Below are 16,288 nucleotides of genomic sequence, written 5' to 3' on the forward strand. Positions count from 1 at the left end.
GATGGTGTCGGCGCCGCCGGCGGTGTCGGTCACCGCCTCAGCATGGTCGTCGCACCGGTACGTGACGAGGTGGGCCGCCCCGATACCGTGCACCCATCGTGACGACCGGCCTCTCGCTCCCGTTCGAGCTGCCCTCCAGCAGCACCCTCGACGGCACCCTCGACGAGCTCACCGGCGGCCAGACGCAGGCCACGCTGGTGATCCTCGCGGGCCTCGTCGCGCTGCTCGTCGTCGGCGTCCACGGCACGTGGCGCCTGGCCCGCAACGTCGTGACCATCGCCCACGAGGGCGGGCACGCCCTGGTCGCGATCTGCTCGGGGCGCACGCTGACCCGGATCCTGCTGCACTCCGACACCTCGGGCGTCACGGTGTCGAAGGGACGCCGCGACGGGCCGGGCATGGTCGCGACGGCCGCCGCCGGCTACGCCACCCCGCCGGTCCTCGGGGTCGGCGCCGCGGCGCTCGTGGCCGCGGACGCGATCTCGGCGATGCTCGTGATCGCCGTCGTCCTGCTGCTCGCGACGCTGATCCTCATCCGCAACGCCTACGGCGTGCTGTCGGTGGCGCTCACCGGCGCGATCTTCGTCGTGGTCGCGGTCTACGGATCGGCGAACGTCCAGTACGGGTTCGCCTGCTTCATCACCTGGTTCCTCATCCTCGGCGGCCTGCGCACGGTGCTCGAGGTGCAGCGCAAGCGCACCCGGCGCCGCGCGCCCGACTCCGACGCCGACCAGCTCGAGCGCCTCACCGGCGTCCCGGGCGGCATCTGGGTCGCGCTGTTCGCCCTGGTCGGCATCTTCGCGCTGATCGGCGCCGGCCGCCTGCTCGTGGTCTGGCCGCCCGCCTGACGTGAGCGAAGTTCCCGGCCATGGCCGGGAACTTCGCTCACGGCGTCACCGGCGGAGGACGCAGTCGGCGCACTTCCCGCCGCCGGGCACCCGGTAGTAGAGGCAGCACGTGGTGCGGGCGAACCCGATGCCGCTCGGGTGGCCGGGGTCGGCGACGAAGCGCCCGAACCCCGCGAAGGGCTCGTGCGCGAGCACGCCCCGCACGAGCGCGAGCGCGGCGTCGTGGCGGTCGGGGCGCTCGCCGCCGAGCACCCGCACCGCCCCGGCGAGCGCTGACGTCGCGTTGCCCCACAGCACCTGCTCCGACACCGACTCCCGGGCCCGGACGCCGGCGACCAGCGGCGCGAGGTGGTCCCGGGCCAGCACCTCGGCGAGGGCCGCGGCGGTGAGCGGGTCGTCGGGGGCGCCGAGCTCCGTGCCCGTGAGCCGCTCGGGGTCCGCCCACAGCGGCACCGGCCCGCCGGCCCACGGGCGGGCGTGCAGCACGGTCCGCGGCGACAGGTCGGGCAGCACGCCCGCGGTCGCCGCGCAGAGCAGGACCGACACCGGGCGGGACGCCAGCGACTGCGTGAGCAGCGACGCCGCGACCCGCCGCCCCGCGTCCAGGCCCTCGGCGACGGCCGCGAGGCGGTCGCCGACCGGGTCGGGACCGGTGTCGGGCACGGCGTACAGCGACGCGAGGGGTCGCCACGACGGGTCGGCGGCCTCCTCGTCGCGGGTCGAGATCGCGAAGAAGCCGCCGACCGCGTCCGCCTCGGCGAGCACAGCCCGGACGCGGACGACCGGGGCGATCGGGGCAGCCGGGTTCCCCTGACGGCCGGTCGATTCGACGCCCACAGCGACCCATGCTGGAGGACATGAGCGTCTCGAGCACGGGGGGACGTCGCAGGCGCCGGAGCGGGCCGGCCCGTTTCTCGTTCTGGATCGACCGGGCGGGCACCCTCGGACCGACCCTGCTGCGCTACGACCTGCGCGGACGCGGTGTGCGGCGCGGCGCCCGGCTCGGGATCGACGGACGCTGGCACGCCAGCACCCAGCCGGACTCGCTCCTGTGGCTGCACACCGGCTCGGGGGACCCCATCGACATCGACGAGGCCCGCGAGGTCGCCCGGCAGCTCGGCTTCCCCGACCTCGACGTCACCGACCCGGTGGTCCTCCCCTGACGCCCGCCGTCACCCGCTGCTCGACAGCGGTCACGCTCCGCCACGTCCCGGCCGGATCGGGGAGGTCACTGCTCCGCCGATCGGTCCCGTTCCGTTAGGTTCGTCGCCATGCTCGACTCCGGCGTCCGTCTCGCCGCCGCTTTCCTGCCGGTGGGAGTACCGGTGATCGTCGGTCTCGTGCTCGCGGTGCTGCGACGCCGCTCGCTGCCGACCGTCACGGGCCCGGCCATCCTCGGGCTGGCGCTGCAGCTCGTGGTCGTCGTCATCACGACCTTCCTCGTGGCGGCGGCCTCGATCCAGGCCTTCGGCCTGACGCCCGAGACGCTGCTGCCGCTGTCCAGCGCGCTCGGCTTCGTGGTGATCGTGCTGCAGGTCCTGTCCTGGACGCTGCTGCTCATCGCCCTCTTCCGGCGGCTGCCGACGGCCACGGAGCCGGCGGCGGCCCCGACGCCCGTCCCGGCCATGGAGCAGGACCGCACGCCCACCGGGCGGCACGCCCTGCTCGACGACCGCGGCGCCCAGGTGGTGGCCGAGGAGGGCACGACCTTCCTCCCGGTCGGCGGCCCTCGCCCCGAACCCCCCTCCTCGATGCCCCTGCCCTCGATGCCCCTGCCCGGCACGAGCCGGCCGGGGCCCGGCACCCCCGCCCGCGGCTACCCCGCCATGGGTCACCCCGGACCCGGGCGCCCGATGCCCGGTCCTCCCCCGGCCCGGCCCGTCGAGGAGCCGGCCCTCGAGGAGACGGCTGCCGAGGAGCCGGCGGTCACCGAGACGTTCGCGGCGGCGCAGGACGACGAGCGCTACCCGGGCAACCCGCAGGACGCCCCCGGCGAGGACGAGGCCGCGGAGGACACCGAGTACCCGGGCGACCTCGAGGGTGTCGACGCCGACGAGGAGCGCTCGGACACCGGGTCGATCGCGGCGGAGCAGCAGGAGGTGCCCGAGACCACGGTGTTCGCGGCCGCCGACCCCGCAGAGCCCGCCGGCGGGTCCGACGAGCAGCCGGCCGAGGAGGACGACGTCGTCGCCGACGAGGCCACGACAGAGGGCACGACCGAGGGCACGACAGAGGAGCGGGCCGAGGACGAGGACCCCGCCCAGGACCCGGCCGTCGACGAGGCGGTCGCGGAGGACCCGGGCGAGGACCCGGGCGAGGACCCGGGCGACGACGCGACCGGCACGGACGGGGCGAACGAGCCGGCCGACGAGCCCGTCCCCGCCGGCGCGGCGACCTCCGCCGCCGCGACCTCCGCCGCGGCTCCGACCCCCGGGCACTACCTCGGCACCCCACAGCGCCCGCAGACCCCGGCACCACCGCAGACCCGGCAGGCCCCGGCACCCGCGCAGGCCGCCACACCCCCGCAGGCCCCCGAACCCCCGGCGTCGCGCGGCGGCCACCCGTGGTTCGACCCGGACGGTGACGCGGCCCGCCGCGCCGCCGAGCAGGCCGAGCAGGCCGAGCAGGCCGAGCAGGCAGGGCAGGCAGGGCAGACGGCGCAGGCCGAGCCGATCGAGCAGGCCGGGCCGCCCCACGCGAGCTCGGCCGAGGGCCGCTGACCCGCAGCACCCGCCGCCCGGGCCTCAGAGCGTCAGCGCCCCGCACTCCAGGTCGAGCAGGGCGCGCTTGCGCGCGACGCCGCCGCCGTAGCCCGTGAGCGACCCGTTCGCCCCGACCACGCGGTGGCAGGGCACGACGATGCTGATCGGGTTGCGGCCGTTGGCGAGCCCCACGGCCCGGGAGGCCGTCGGGGACCCGAGCGCGGCGGCGAGCTCGCCGTAGGTCGTGGTCACGCCGTAGGGGATGTCGCGCAGCGCCGCCCAGACGCGCTCCTGGAACGCCGTGCCGTGCAGGGCGAGCGGGAGGTCGAACGCCGTGAGCTCGCCCGCGAAGTAGGCCGCGAGCTGCTCGCGCACCGGCGCCAGCCCGTCGTCGGCGCGCGGCCCGAGCGCATCGGGCGCGGGACCGTGCCGGTGCTCGGTCATGTAGAGGCCGGAGAGCACGCCGTCCTCGGCGCGCAGGGTCAGCGGCCCGAGCGGGCTGTCGACGACGGTGTGCGAGGTGCCCATCGCGGCCCAGTGTGCCCCTCAGCCCGCCCCGAGGCCCCGCACCCGCTCGGCGATGACGACGGGCGGCTCGCAGGCCTGCTCGTGGTCGGAGTGCTCGACGCCCTCGATCTGCAGCGTGCTGTGCTCGAGCCCGAAGCGTTCGCGCAGGAGGGTCGTGGCGCGGTCGAGCACCCCGTGCTCGCCGCAGTCGGCGGTGGCGCAGCCCTCGTCGGAGATCACGAGGTGGGCCGAGACGGCGGGGCTGCGGTCGTTGATCGCCCAGACGTGCAGGTCGTGGACCTCCGCGACGCCCTCGACGTCGAGCAGCGCGGTGTGCACGTCGTCGACGTCGATGCCCGCGGGCGCGCCCTCGAGCAGCACGTGCCCGGTCTCGCGCAGGAGGGCCACGGTGCGGGGCAGGAGGATCGCGACGATCACCAGCGAGGCGAGCGTGTCGGCGTAGGCCCAGCCGGTGGTCAGGGTGACGACGGCGGCGGCGAGCACGGCCACCGAGCCCAGCGCGTCGCCGAGCACGTGCAGCGCGGCGCCGCGGACGTTCATCCCGCCGCTGCCGCGCTGCAGGACCGCCAGCGCGACGACGTTGCCGACGAGACCGACGAGGCCGTAGACCAGCAGTGCGCCGCCGGGCACCTCGGTGGGGCTGGCGAGGCGCTCGACCGCCTCGATCGCGACCCACACCGTGACCCCGAGCAGCAGCACCGCGTTGAGCGCGGCACCCAGCACCTCGGCGCGGCCGAGCCCGAAGGTCCGGCGGCGGCTCGGCGGGCGGGCGGCGAGCGCGGAGGCGGCGAGGGCGGTGCCGAGGGCGACGACGTCGGTGCCGACGTGCCCGAGGTCGGCGAGCAGCGCCAGCGACCCGGTGAGGACCGCGCCGACGGCGCCGACGACGAGCACCAGGGCGGTGATGCCGAGCGCGACGCCGAGCCGCCGCCGATCGTCGGCACCGGCGCCGTGTCCGTGACCATGTCCGTGCCCCACGGCCCCGACCATACATGCACACATACGCATACGGGCGCGGCGGCGCCGTACACCACACGACAGCGCAACGGACACCGCCGACGGCCCTAGAGTGTGCCGGTGCCCGTCAACCCCTGGCTCGCCGTCACCGGTGGCACGGCCGGACCGGGCTACGCCGCGCGGTTCGCCGCGCTCGAGCGCGAGGGCCGGGACCTGCACGGGGAGGCCCGGCGCGTCGACGCGCTGATCCGCGAGAGGCTCGGCCGGCCGGGCGACGTGCTCGACGCCGGTTGCGGCACCGGGCGTGTCGCGATCCGGCTCGCCCAGCTCGGCCACCGGGTGGTCGGCGTCGACCTCGACGCCTCGATGCTCGGCGAGGCCCGCGCGCTCGCGCCCGAGCTCGACTGGCGCCTGGTCGACCTCGGCGAACCCGGAGCGCTGCACCTCGACCGCACCGTCGACGCCGTCGTCGCCGCCGGCAACCTGTGGCCGCTGCTGACCCCCGGCACGCACGCCGAGGTCGTCGCCGGGCTCGCGCGCCACCTGCGGCCCGGCGGGCTGCTCGTCGCCGGCTTCGGGCTCGACGGCGAGCACGTGCCGTTCGCCCTCCCCGACGGCGTCGGCTTCCCCACCCTGGCCGACTACGACGCCGCCGCGACGGCCGCCGGCCTCGAGCTCACCGGCCGCAGCGCCGACTGGGCGGGCGAGGAGCCCTACCGCGGCGGGGGCTACGTGGTCAGCGTCCACACCCGGGAAGGACACCCCTGATGGCCGTCGATCCGCGCGGACGTGACCTCAAGTCGTTCCTGGCCGACGACCCGGGCGGCACGGTGATCACCCCGCCGGAACCGCGCCCGCACGCCTCATGACCGAGGCCGATCCCCGGGCGCTGCTCGTCGTCTTCGTCATCGCCCTCGGCGTCACGGCGATCGCCCGCCGCTACGCGCTCTCCGCGCCGCTGCTGCTCGTGGTGGTGGGGCTCGCGATGTCGTTCGTCCCCGGCGTCCCGGTGGTCCCCCTGGACCCCGACCTCGTGCTCTTCCTCGTCCTGCCCCCGCTGCTGTACTCGGCGGCGCTGGAGAGCTCGACGCTGCGCCTGCGCGAGAACATGAAGCGGATCAGCCAGCTGGCGATCGGCCTCGTCGTGTTCAGCACCGCGGTGGTCGGGATCGCGGCGTGGCTGCTGGTACCCGACCTGCCCCTGGCCAGCGCGCTGGTGCTCGGCGCCGTCGTCGCCCCGCCCGACGCGGTCGCCGCGGCGTCGATCGGGCGCCGTCTGGGCCTCCAGCGCCGGCTCATGACGATCCTCGAGGGCGAGAGCCTGCTCAACGACGCCACCGCGCTGACGCTCTTCCGCGTGCTGCTCGCCGTGGCGATCGCGACCACCACGGTCGGCACCGGCGTGACGATCCTCGAGGGCCTCGGCGAGTTCGCCCTGGCCGCGGTCGGGGGCGTGGCCCTCGGCGCCGGGCTCGGCTGGGTGCTGCACCGCATCCGGATGCGCCTGCACGACGGCGTGCTCGAGAGCTCGGTCGGCCTGCTCGTCCCCTTCGCGATCTACCTGCTCGCCGAGGAGCTGCACACCTCCGGGGTGCTCGCCGTGGTCGTCGCCGGGCTCTACCTCGGTCACAAGGCCACCGAGGCGGGCTACGCCACGCGCCTGCAGGACCAGGCGGTGTGGAAGGCCCTCGACACCCTGCTCGAGGCGCTGGTCTTCGCGCTGATCGGCCTCCAGCTGCGGGTGGTGGTCGACGGGCTGGGTGAGGACGCCGGGCGCATCCTGGGCGTCTCGCTCGCCCTGCTCGTCGTGACGATCCTGGCCCGTTTCGTCTGGGTCTTCCCGACGATCTATCTCCCGCGGGTGCTGCCCAAGGTGCGGCGGGCCGGACCCGCGCTGCCCTGGCGGGGCCCGTTCGTCATCTCCTGGGCCGGCATGCGCGGCGTGGTGACGCTGGCCGCGGCGTTCGCGATCCCCGTCGGCGACGAGATGACGCCCGGGATGCCGGGTCGCGACGTCGTGGTGTTCGCGGCGTTCGTCATCACCGTCGGCACCCTGCTCCTGCAGGGCCTCACGCTCCCCACCGTCATCCGCCGGCTGCACGTCCAGGACAAGGGCGGGCAGCGCGACGTGCTCGACGAGGCCGCGGTGAAGCAGGCCGCCGCCGAGGCCGCCCTGTCCCGCCTGGACGACCTCTCCGACGACTCGACCCCGCAGCACGTCACCGAGCAGCTGCGCACCTGGGCGCAGCACCGCTCCAACGGCGCGTGGGAACGCCTCGGGCGCTCCGACGAGGAGATCGGCGAGTCTCCGTCGGTGGCCTTCACCCGCCTGCGCCGGGAGATGCTGACCGCCGAGCGCGACACCTTCGTGCGCTTCCGGGACATGGGCCGCATCGACGAGGGCGTGCTGCGCGACATGCTCCGCGAGCTCGACTACGAGGAGGCGATGCTCGACCGGTAGGAGCGGGCGCCCCGGACTCTCCGGCCCTCAGACCTCCGTCTTGAGGATGCAGATCGCCAGGTGGGCGTCCTCCACGGCGTCGCGGGCCGCGCTGCCGAGGTCGGGGTCGGCCTTCGCCGCCACCCGCGCGCTGTCGGCGGCCTGCTCGAGCTCGATGATCGCGTCGCGCCGGGCGTCGTCGGCGGTCGCCATGGCCTTGTCGGCCTTGGTGTCGAACTCCCGGACGACGGCGGCGGTGACGACCGACGCGCCGGCGTCGTCGTCCACCGCGCGGCGGCACGTCGCGATGCGGCTGCGCACGTCGGTCAGCCTGCTCAACATGTCGGTGGTGGCGAGCATGGGTCCTCCCCCGTGTGGTGGTCCACCATCACCCCACGGCGCGCGGCGGCCGCCCAGGGACGGGAACTACGTACCGGGACCCCTCCCGACCGGGACCTACGTCGGCGCCGGCAGCAGGCCGATCAGCTGCGCGCGCTGGACGGCGACGAGGCGGTCGCCCGCCCCGAGCTTGCGGTAGATCCGCTGGAGGTGCTTCTGCACGGTGCGCTCGCCGACGTGGAGCCTGCGGGCGATCGCCCGGGCCGTGTAGCCCGACGCGAGCAGGGCCAGCACCGAGGACTCCCGGGGCGTCAGCCCGCCCGCGCTCGCCGCCTCCAGCGCGCACGGACCCACCAGGTGCACCCAGCGGGCGTAGCACGCGATCTGGCGGTCCAGGCCCGTGAGCAGCCGTTGGAGGCGACGCGCGAGGGCCACCTCCTGAGCGCTGTAGTCGTCCTCGCGCCCGATCAGGAACGTGCGGTTCGCCGTCGGGCCCAGGCACAGCGGCAGGGCCATCTGGGAGGACACCCCGCCGAGGTACTCGTTGCACAGCGACCGCCACTGGTCCTGCAGACCGACGGACGCGACCGTCGTGGGGACGTCGGCCACCTGCATCGCCCGCGGGTCCCCGCTCGCGAGGTACCACCGCAGCAGCGGGTGCTCCCGCGGTGCCTGCTCGATCGTCCAGCGCTCGATCTCCGCGCGGTCGACGCCGCCGCCGAAGTCCGCGGGCCACGGGCGCTGCTCGATCACGTCGCCGTCCTGGCCGTAGTACGACCCGGCCGGCGCGTCGAAGGTCCCGGCGAGGAGCTCGACGACCTCCTCGGCGGGCCACGCCGTCAGCGGCTGGGCGACCAGGTCCGCGACGAGGTCCAGCCACGCGTTGTCGTGCGGTGTGGTGAGCATGGGCCGACCTCGACACCGGGGTCCGGGATGAACTGCCCGAAAGGATCCTCCGACGACGCTGCGTGGTCGAGCATCCGTCCCCGTTCGGCCGCAGACGTCACCCGGTCGCTGCACTCACCCCGATCGTGGGAGCACCCGGATCTCGACGGGCATCGTGCGCAGGGTGTCGAGGGCCCGCCGTTCCCGGCGCAGCGGGAGCCGGGCGAAGAACAGCAGGTCGAGCGGGTACCAGAGCCCGACCCAGGCGATGACGAGGAAGACGCCGTTGCCCAGGAGGTTCTGGAAGAACTCCGGGACGTCCGGGGCGAGGAAGTCGGTCGAGAGCAGCAGGCCGATGACGAAGAGCGGGAGGCCGGGGCGCAACGAGGCGAGACCCTGGCGGTAGAGCACGTGCGCCTCGCGCTCGACGCCCTCGAGGCGCCGCTGCGCCCAGCGTCGCAGGGCCCTCTCCAGGCGGGCCGTCGTCGCGGCGACGTCCGCCCCGGCGGCGGCCGCGGGCATCTCGAGCACCAGCCGGTCGCGGCGCCCGACCCGGCGGCGTGAGAGCACCTCGTTCAGGATCTCGTCGACCGCGGGCACCGTGCGGGTGTCGTCCCCGTCGTCGTCGAGCAGGCCCGCCGGGTCGCCGGTGACCATCTCCTCGGGACGCCGCAGGCGCACCACCACCGGCACGCCGGTCACAGCGCCCACCGCCGCTCGGTCGTGAACGCGACGGTCACCGAGCGCTCGTGCCCCTGCTCGGCGAGCCGGTCGTGCAGCGCCTGGCGCACCAGGTCGCCGTCGGCCACCGTGCGCACCGACGAGTCCTCCCCCACCACGAAGTCCACCTCCACATCGACGCGGGTGCCGACCTTCGACGCCCGCAGGAACGCCTCCTCGATCCCGAAGCGCGCGCGGACCGCCTCGACCGCCTCGTCCAGCGCGGCCCGGGTCTCCTCGGGCGGGGACATCGAGAGGATCTCGCGCATGCCGCCGCCGACCAGCCGGAACGGGATGCGCAGGAACAGCAGGGACACGATGACGACCATCGCCGGGTCCACGTAGGCGGCGAGGTCCGGGCGCCCGATCCCGACCAGCACGATCGCGATGACGAACCCGACGAGCACCCCGACCGAGAGCAGCGTGTCCCCGAACCACTCGGCGGCCTCGGCGCGCACCAGGTCGGACCGCCCGCCCCGGCGCATCAGCACGGTGACGACGGCGCCGCTGACGGTGGCGACGATCGCGTACGCCAGCGCCCAGCCCGTCGAGACCTCCCGACCGCCGGCGAGCAGGTCGGAGATGCCGCCGACCACGGCGTAGATGCACAGCGCGGCCAGCGCGATCGCCTTGACGACGACGGTGACGGGCTCCCAGATCTCGCGACCCCACGGGTAGCGCTCGTCCGCGCCGGCCCGCGAGGTGCGCAGCGCGATCACCGCGAGCATCGAGAGCCCGACGCTGATGAACGAGGAGAGGCCGTCGAAGACGATCATGGACGAGCCGCTGAGGATGCCCCACACCGAGGAGACGAGGGCGAAGGCCCCGGACGCCCACACCGAGAGCAGGAGCAGGCGCCGATCACGGCGGTCGGGGTCCACGCGGTGATCGTGACGCTCCGGCCGCTCCGCGTCGAGAGAGTCTCGATCACTCAGAGGATTGTCAGACGGCGGTCCGCATCGGACACTGCGAGGTGTACTCACCCCTTCAGCCGAACGAGCGACGACCATGTTGCTCAATGTGACCGTCTCGAGGAGACCCACATGACGGTGACGGCCCCGCCGGAGGCGGAGACCGAGACCGGCCCGTCACGCGCGGATCGTGCGCGCGCCGGTGCCACCGAGCTCGCCCGCCGGGCGCGGCACCGCCCGGTGACCGCGACGACCGTGCTGCTGCTCGCGGTCGCGGGCCTCGCCACGGGGGCGTTCTGGAGCCCGCTGGCCGGCCGGACCTGGGCCGACGCCGTCGCCACCGGCCTCCCGCCCCTGGAGGCCGGGCACTTCTGGACGATCCTCACCGCGCCCCTGGTCGCGCTGCACCCGGTGAGCGCGCTCGTGCTCCTGGTGGTCGCCGCGGTGGCGCTCTTCTGGGCCGAGGGCCGCCTCGGGTCCGGGCGCACGGCCGCGGTGCTCGTCACCGGCCAGATCGGCGCGGTGCTGGTGACCCTCGCGCTGGTCGCCGTCCTCGCCACCACGGGCTGGCTCTGGGCCGTCGACCTCTCGACCTCGCTCACCGCGGGCCTGTCCGCGGGCCTCGTCGCCGTGGTGGCCGTCGCGTCGGCCACCGTCCCCGCGCCCTGGCGGTTGCGGCTGCGGCTCGCGCTCGCCCTGCTCGTGTTCGTCGGGCTGCTGTTCCTGGGCCACCTCGCCGACGTCGGGCACTTCCTCGCCCTCGTCGTCGGGCTGCCCCTGGGCTCGAGGCTCGCCGGGTCGGCGTCGGCCGACTCGTCCGCCTCCGTCGGGGGGCACGGACGCCGGGAGTGGCGGCAGGTGGCCGCGGTCGGGCTGCTCGCGATCGCCGCGATCCGCGTGCTGACGCTCGTCGTCCCCGTCGTCGGCCCGCTCGGCGACACGGCGTCGGACTCCACGGTCACCGAGACCGTCGTGTCGGTGGTGATCTCGCTGCTGCTCGCCGAGGGCCTGCGCCGCGGGCGCCGGATCGCCTGGATCGCCGGCCTGGTCCTCGGGGTCCTCTACACGCTGCTCGGGCTCGTCGTGGCCGCCGCCGTCGTGTTCGCGCAGGTCACCGACCAGAGGGATCAGCTCGAGCTCGTCGGTCTCGCGGTCTTCGTGCCCAACGCGGTGCTGTGGGCCGCGCTGCTCGTGTGGCTCGTCGTCGGACGCGCCGCCTTCGCCGTCCCCTCGCGGCGCCGTCTGCGTCGCCGGCCGGGCGGCAGCGCGTCGGGTCCGGAAGTGGCCCGCGAGGCGCTGCACCGCCTCGGCGGCTCGAACCTGTCGTGGATGACCACCTGGCCGGAGAACCGGTACCTCGCCCACGAGGACCTCCCCGAGGGCGGCGTCACCGCGTACCGGGTCCACGCCGGCGTCGCGGTGGCCCTCGGCGACCCGATCGTCGCGCCCGCCGAGCGCGCCACGGCGCTCGAGGAGTTCCGCGCCACGGCCGAGCGCTCCGGCTGGGTTCCCTGCCTGTTCTCGACCACCGAGGCCCTCGCCGACCACGCCCGGGCCACGGGCTGGCGGGCGCTGCAGGTCGCCGAGGACACCCTCGTCGACCTCGACGGGCTCGAGTTCAAGGGCAAGGCCTGGCAGAACGTGCGCAGCTCGTTCAACCGGGCCGGCAAGGCGGGGATCGAGCACCGGATGGTCATGCTCTCCGCGGAGCCGCGCGCGATCGTCGCGCAGGTCCGGGCCATCTCGGAGGAGTGGGTCGGCGACAAGGGGCTGCCCGAGATGGGCTTCACCCTCGGCGGGGTCGAGGAGGCCCTCGACCCCGAGGTGCGCACCGGGCTCGCCGTCGACGCCGAGGGCACCGTCCACGGCGTCACCTCATGGCTGCCGGTGTACGGCCCCGACGGCGCCGTCGTCGGCTGGACCCTCGACGTGATGCGGCGGCGCCAGGACGGGTTCCGCGCGGTCGTCGAGTTCCTCATCGCCCAGGCGTGCCTGACGTTCCAGGCCGAGGGCGCGCGCTTCATCTCCCTGTCCGGCGCCCCGCTGGCCCGCGCCGGCGACGAGGAGGACGGCGCCGGGGACGGCGAGCTCGTCCTCGACCGCGTGCTCGACCGCATGGGCGAGCTGCTCGAGCCCTACTACGGCTTCCGCTCGCTGCACGCGTTCAAGGCGAAGTTCCAGCCGCGCTACGAGCCGATGTTCCTCGTCTACCGCGACGAGGCGGACCTCCCGCGCGTCGGCCTGGGCATCGGGCGCGCCTACCTCCCCCACGCCCGGGTGCGGGACCTCGTCGCCCTCGTGCGCAGCTGACTAGGCTCGCCGGCATGGCCGACGACACCCTGGACACGATCCACGCGCTCGTGGACGAGGAGCACCGCCTGCGGGCGCACGGCGAGGCGATCACCGCCGACGACCGGGCGCGCCTGGCCCAGATCGAGGAGCAGCTCGACCAGCTCTGGGACGCGCTGCGCCGCCGCCGCGCGGGCAGCCAGTACGGGGGCGACGCGGGCACGGCGACCGAGAAGCAGGTGCACGACTACCTGCAGTAGGGCTCGCGCGCTCCTGGTCCGGGCGAAGGGCACCCCTCGCCGCTCTATCCGGCTGAAGGTGCCCTTCGCGCGGAACCTCGGTCAGCCCGCCGGCACCGCCGACGCGGCCACCGGCGGCGACGGGAACCCGCCGACCGCCTGCTCGAAGGCGTGGGCGACGCGCAGGCAGGTGGCGTCGTCGAACTGCCGTCCGACGATCATCAGCCCGACCGGCAGGCCGTCGGCCGGGGCCGCGGGCACGGACGTCGCCGGGTGCCCGGTGACGTCGGTCGGGGCCGTGTTGACGATCATCTCCAGGGCCCGGGCGACGCCCTCGGCCACCGGGGCGTCGTCGGCGACGATGGGCGTCGCGAGGATCGGCACCGTGGGCATCACCAGCACGTCGTACTGCGCGAGCGCCGCGTCGTAGCCCGCGCGGGCGGCGGGCAGCAGGTTGCGCGCCATCGCGTAGTGCCGGCCGTGCTCGGTGGCCAGGGCGTGCCGGCCGGCCATGGTCACCATCTTCACGGTGTCGGAGAACAGGTGCCCGCCCGCGGCGCGCGCCCGGCCGTAGTGCGCGATGAGGTCCGGGTCGTAGAGACCCTCCCAGTTCATGCCCCAGCCGTTGCCCTCGATCATCTGGGCGACGACGCCGTCCGTGGCGACCACGGTCCAGAGGTCGAACGCGTGCCGGTGCCACGGCACCGACACCTCCTCGGCGGTGAGACCGGCCCGCGTCAGGGTCTCCACCGCGTCCCGCACGCTGGCGTCGACGCCGGGCACCGAGAGGCCCGCGTGCCCGAAGCCCTCGCTGACGACCCCGACCCGCAGGCCCTCGGCGCCCCGCGCGATCTCGAGCAGGTAGTCCACCGGCGCGATCGTGTCGGGCTGGCGCGGGTCGAGCCCGTCCGGGCCCGCCATGATTCCCAGGGCGAGCGCCGCGTCCGCGACGGTGCGCGTCATCGGGCCGAGGTGGTCGATCGTCGCCTCGATGGGGAAGGCGCCGGTGTAGGGCACGAGCCCGTGGGTGGGCTTGTGGCCGACGATCCCGCTCATGGCGGCGGGCATGCGCACCGACCCGCCCTGGTCACCACCGGTGGCGAGGTCGACCTCGCCCGCGGCGAGCAGCGCCGCGCTCCCGCTCGAGGACCCGCCGGTGATGCGGCTCGGGTCCCAGGGGTTGCGCACCGGACCGGTGTGCGAGGTGTGGCTGGCGCCCGAGAAGCAGAGGTCCTCGCAGACCGACTTGCCCGTCACCGTCACGCCGGCCTCGAGCAGGCGCGTCACGACCGTGGCGTCCCGGGACGGGACGAAGCCGTCGATCAGGCGGGAGCCGTTGGCCATCGGCACGCCGGCGACGGCGGTGTTGTCCTTCACCGCCAGCGTGCGACCGGCCAGCGGGCCGTCCTGGGCACCCTCGACGTGGCAGCGCGCGTACCAGGCGCCCCACCGGTTCTCGCCCTCGGCGGGCCACCACCACTCCCGCTGCGGGGTGGCCGGGGCCTGGGCGGCCCAGAGCTCCTCGACGCGGTCGTAGGCGCCGAACGACCCCTCGACGAGCGGCGCGAAGGCCGCGAGCCCGGCCTCGTCGAGACCGAGGCCGTCGCGCGCGGCGAGCGCGGCCAGCTGTTCGGGGGTGGGGGGCGTGACGGGCACGGCGTCTCCTCGGGGGATCCGGGACGGGACCTGGTCGGGAGCCCCACCGTAGGGACGGGGACCGACCGGCGGGGTCACGAGCGGGTGACGGTGGTGCGCGCCCGGGACGAGGCCAGGCGGGCCGGCCGGACCGGGTGGCGGGCCGGGGCCTCGTCCTCGCCCCCCGCCACCTCCGGCACCTCCTGCTCGGCGACCCCGATGGCGGGGTCGGGCGGGCGGCGCACGAGCCACGCCGAGGTGACGGCGCCGAGGAGCGCCAGCGCGCTGACCACCAGGAAGGCGGCGACGTACCCGTGGTCCGACGCCGTCTGCGTGACCTCGAGGTACTGCACGACCTGTGGGTCGAACGTGTTCGGCACGAGCCCGGTCTGCTCGGCGGCCTGGAGGGCGTCGCGCAGCTCGGCCCCGGACTCCGGGGTCAGCGGTGGGAGCCCCCGCTCCGCGATACCGGCGGTGAGCGACGACAGGTAGGTCAGGTGCAGCAGGGCGTAGAGCAGGGCGATCCCGACGGCCCCGCCACCCTGCTCCGCGGTGGCGGAGACCCCCGAGGCCTGGCCGTGGTCGCTCTCGGGGACGGTGTCGAGGCCGACGGGGTCGTTGACGGTGAGCACCACGGCGAGCCCGAGCCCGTAGGTGACCAGCCCCGGTAGGAGCCACCAGAACTCGTTGGCGGGCATGCCGAGCGCGAGGAGGATCCCCGACAGGGCCAGGAGCCCGAACCCCACCACCAGCGGCGGACGGCCGCCGGACGCGTCGTACCAGCGGCCGACCACGGGGGCGATCAGCACCATGGGCACGGTCGTGGAGAGCAGTGCGAGGCCGGCGAGCGCCGGATCCATCTGCAGGTTGAGCACGAGGGCGAGCGGCAGGATCAGCCCGAGACCCATCTCCGCCATGCCGGCCAGCCCCTGGCTGATCGTCGCCCCGCAGTAGTTGCGGCTCGTGGCCAGGAGGCGGAGATCGAGCAGCGGGTCGGCGACGCGCCGTTCCCGGCGGACGAACAGCACGGCCGCGACGAGGGCGACGACCAGCGGGACGACCACGTCGGGCGCCGTCCAGCCGTCGCTCGTCGTCTGGGCGAGCCCGAACACGAGTCCGACGAGCACGAGGCCGAGCAGGGCGGCACCGGGGAGGTCGACGTGCAGCCCCCGGCGTCGCGGGCCGTCGGCAGGAACCGCGCGCAGGGTCGCCCACAACGTGACGACGAGCAGGGGCAGGTTGACCAGCAGCACCGCGCGCCAGCTGAGCGCCGAGGTCAGCACCCCGCCGATCGTCGGGCCGAGCGCGCCCGCGGTGGCGGCGATGCCACCCATGGCCCCCAGCGCGCGGCCGCGCTCGCGCGGGTCGAACGCGGCGGAGAGGATCGCCACCGTCGCCGGGAGCATGAGCGCCCCGCCCGCGCCCTGGCACACCCGGGCGGCGAGCAGCACCCCGAAGCTCGGCGCCGCGCCGCCGACCGCCGAGGCCCCGGCGAACACCACCGCGCCGACGAGGAACACGCGCCGGCGCCCGAGGAGGTCGCCGAGGCGGCCGCCCAGCACGAGCAGGCCGGCGAGGGGCAGCAGGCTCGCGGTGAGCACCCACTGCACGAGCAGCGCGCTCACGCCGAAGTCCTGGGCGATGTCGGGCAGCGCCAGGGGCACCGCCGTCTGGTCCACCAGGATCATCGCGTTGGCGAGCGTCATGGCCGCGAGGACCGTGCGTCGCCCGGCGCGCGACGTCGTGGACGAGCTCATGGTGCGAGCGTCGTCTGCGGGCCCACCCGACGACAAGA

General features: G+C 75.2%; 16 protein-coding genes. 7 read left to right on the forward strand and 9 right to left on the reverse strand.

All coding sequences use genetic code 11. The features are described from left to right. Positions 1-98: 98 nt before the first annotated feature. Complete coding sequence (locus OG774_RS08275) at positions 99-848, forward strand: M50 family metallopeptidase (RefSeq protein ID WP_328308413.1); 750 nt, start codon at positions 99-101, stop codon at positions 846-848. 45 nt (positions 849-893) lie between these two features. Here the strand turns inward: OG774_RS08275 and OG774_RS08280 are convergent, their stop codons facing one another. Next, a complete protein-coding gene (locus tag OG774_RS08280; protein ID WP_328308415.1) occupies positions 894-1,685 on the reverse strand; it encodes a (2Fe-2S)-binding protein in 792 nt (263 codons plus the stop codon). Positions 1,686-1,705: 20 nt separating this feature from the next. On the opposite strand from OG774_RS08280, the gene OG774_RS08285 reads away from it, so the two are divergent. Both OG774_RS08285 and OG774_RS08290 read left to right on the forward strand, forming a co-directional pair. Then, entirely contained in the window at positions 1,706-2,011 is a 306-nt protein-coding gene (locus tag OG774_RS08285; RefSeq protein ID WP_328308418.1) for a hypothetical protein, read from the forward strand. Positions 2,012-2,119: 108 nt separating this feature from the next. Then, positions 2,120-3,568 (forward strand): hypothetical protein, encoded by a 1,449-nt coding sequence (locus OG774_RS08290; RefSeq protein ID WP_328308420.1) that lies wholly within the window; start codon positions 2,120-2,122, stop codon positions 3,566-3,568. Positions 3,569-3,592: 24 nt separating this feature from the next. Here OG774_RS08290 and OG774_RS08295 read toward each other — a convergent pair whose 3' ends face one another. Both OG774_RS08295 and OG774_RS08300 read right to left on the reverse strand, forming a co-directional pair. Then, the gene (locus OG774_RS08295) at positions 3,593-4,078 is read right to left on the reverse strand and encodes a methylated-DNA--[protein]-cysteine S-methyltransferase (protein ID WP_328308422.1); all 486 of its coding nucleotides are present in this window, start codon (positions 4,076-4,078) and stop codon (positions 3,593-3,595) included. A gap of 18 nt (positions 4,079-4,096) precedes the next feature. Then, positions 4,097-5,056: a cation diffusion facilitator family transporter gene (locus tag OG774_RS08300; RefSeq protein WP_328308424.1), complete on the reverse strand. Its 960-nt coding sequence runs from the start codon at positions 5,054-5,056 to the stop codon at positions 4,097-4,099. A gap of 99 nt (positions 5,057-5,155) precedes the next feature. Here OG774_RS08300 and OG774_RS08305 point away from each other — a divergent pair, with 99 nt between their 5' ends. Beyond that, positions 5,156-5,803, forward strand: a complete 648-nt coding sequence (locus OG774_RS08305; RefSeq protein ID WP_328308426.1) for a class I SAM-dependent methyltransferase — start codon at positions 5,156-5,158, stop codon at positions 5,801-5,803. Between the two features lie 97 nt (positions 5,804-5,900). Beyond that, positions 5,901-7,496, forward strand: coding sequence for a Na+/H+ antiporter (locus OG774_RS08310; RefSeq protein WP_328308428.1), 1,596 nt, complete (start codon positions 5,901-5,903; stop codon positions 7,494-7,496). Positions 7,497-7,523: 27 nt separating this feature from the next. Here OG774_RS08310 and OG774_RS08315 read toward each other — a convergent pair whose 3' ends face one another. The 4 genes from OG774_RS08315 to OG774_RS08330 form a co-directional block, all read right to left on the reverse strand. Further along, a complete protein-coding gene (locus OG774_RS08315) occupies positions 7,524-7,835 on the reverse strand; it encodes a hypothetical protein (protein WP_328308430.1) in 312 nt (103 codons plus the stop codon). Positions 7,836-7,931: 96 nt separating this feature from the next. Then, complete coding sequence (locus tag OG774_RS08320; RefSeq protein ID WP_328308432.1) at positions 7,932-8,720, reverse strand: helix-turn-helix transcriptional regulator; 789 nt, start codon at positions 8,718-8,720, stop codon at positions 7,932-7,934. Between the two features lie 114 nt (positions 8,721-8,834). Next, positions 8,835-9,410: a hypothetical protein gene (locus OG774_RS08325; protein ID WP_328308434.1), complete on the reverse strand. Its 576-nt coding sequence runs from the start codon at positions 9,408-9,410 to the stop codon at positions 8,835-8,837. Then, positions 9,398-10,300: a cation diffusion facilitator family transporter gene (locus OG774_RS08330; protein ID WP_328308436.1), complete on the reverse strand. Its 903-nt coding sequence runs from the start codon at positions 10,298-10,300 to the stop codon at positions 9,398-9,400. The genes OG774_RS08325 and OG774_RS08330 overlap by 13 nt, the downstream gene beginning before the upstream one ends. 162 nt (positions 10,301-10,462) lie before the next feature. Between OG774_RS08330 and OG774_RS08335 the strand changes: the two genes are divergently transcribed. Further along, complete coding sequence (locus tag OG774_RS08335; protein ID WP_328308438.1) at positions 10,463-12,640, forward strand: bifunctional lysylphosphatidylglycerol flippase/synthetase MprF; 2,178 nt, start codon at positions 10,463-10,465, stop codon at positions 12,638-12,640. A gap of 14 nt (positions 12,641-12,654) precedes the next feature. Further along, positions 12,655-12,879, forward strand: coding sequence for a DUF2630 family protein (locus OG774_RS08340; protein WP_328308440.1), 225 nt, complete (start codon positions 12,655-12,657; stop codon positions 12,877-12,879). A gap of 81 nt (positions 12,880-12,960) precedes the next feature. Here OG774_RS08340 and OG774_RS08345 read toward each other — a convergent pair whose 3' ends face one another. Together OG774_RS08345 and OG774_RS08350 are read right to left on the reverse strand one after the other, a co-directional pair. Next, positions 12,961-14,514 (reverse strand): amidase, encoded by a 1,554-nt coding sequence (locus OG774_RS08345; RefSeq protein ID WP_328308442.1) that lies wholly within the window; start codon positions 14,512-14,514, stop codon positions 12,961-12,963. Positions 14,515-14,588: 74 nt separating this feature from the next. Then, complete coding sequence (locus OG774_RS08350) at positions 14,589-16,250, reverse strand: MFS transporter (protein ID WP_328308444.1); 1,662 nt, start codon at positions 16,248-16,250, stop codon at positions 14,589-14,591. Positions 16,251-16,288: the final 38 nt, after the last annotated feature.

The organism is Actinomycetospora sp. NBC_00405, from assembly GCF_036044095.1.
Taxonomy (GTDB): domain Bacteria; phylum Actinomycetota; class Actinomycetes; order Mycobacteriales; family Pseudonocardiaceae; genus Actinomycetospora; species Actinomycetospora callitridis.

Coding starts and splice junctions, on each gene's coding strand:
- OG774_RS08315 (WP_328308430.1), bottom strand. CDS start 7,835: ATGCTCGCCACCACCGACATGTTGAGCAGGCTGACCGACGTGCGCAGC.
- OG774_RS08310 (WP_328308428.1), top strand. CDS start 5,901: ATGACCGAGGCCGATCCCCGGGCGCTGCTCGTCGTCTTCGTCATCGCC.
- OG774_RS08295 (WP_328308422.1), bottom strand. CDS start 4,078: ATGGGCACCTCGCACACCGTCGTCGACAGCCCGCTCGGGCCGCTGACC.
- OG774_RS08340 (WP_328308440.1), top strand. CDS start 12,655: ATGGCCGACGACACCCTGGACACGATCCACGCGCTCGTGGACGAGGAG.
- OG774_RS08335 (WP_328308438.1), top strand. CDS start 10,463: ATGACGGTGACGGCCCCGCCGGAGGCGGAGACCGAGACCGGCCCGTCA.
- OG774_RS08285 (WP_328308418.1), top strand. CDS start 1,706: ATGAGCGTCTCGAGCACGGGGGGACGTCGCAGGCGCCGGAGCGGGCCG.
- OG774_RS08350 (WP_328308444.1), bottom strand. CDS start 16,250: ATGAGCTCGTCCACGACGTCGCGCGCCGGGCGACGCACGGTCCTCGCG.
- OG774_RS08320 (WP_328308432.1), bottom strand. CDS start 8,720: ATGCTCACCACACCGCACGACAACGCGTGGCTGGACCTCGTCGCGGAC.
- OG774_RS08290 (WP_328308420.1), top strand. CDS start 2,120: ATGCTCGACTCCGGCGTCCGTCTCGCCGCCGCTTTCCTGCCGGTGGGA.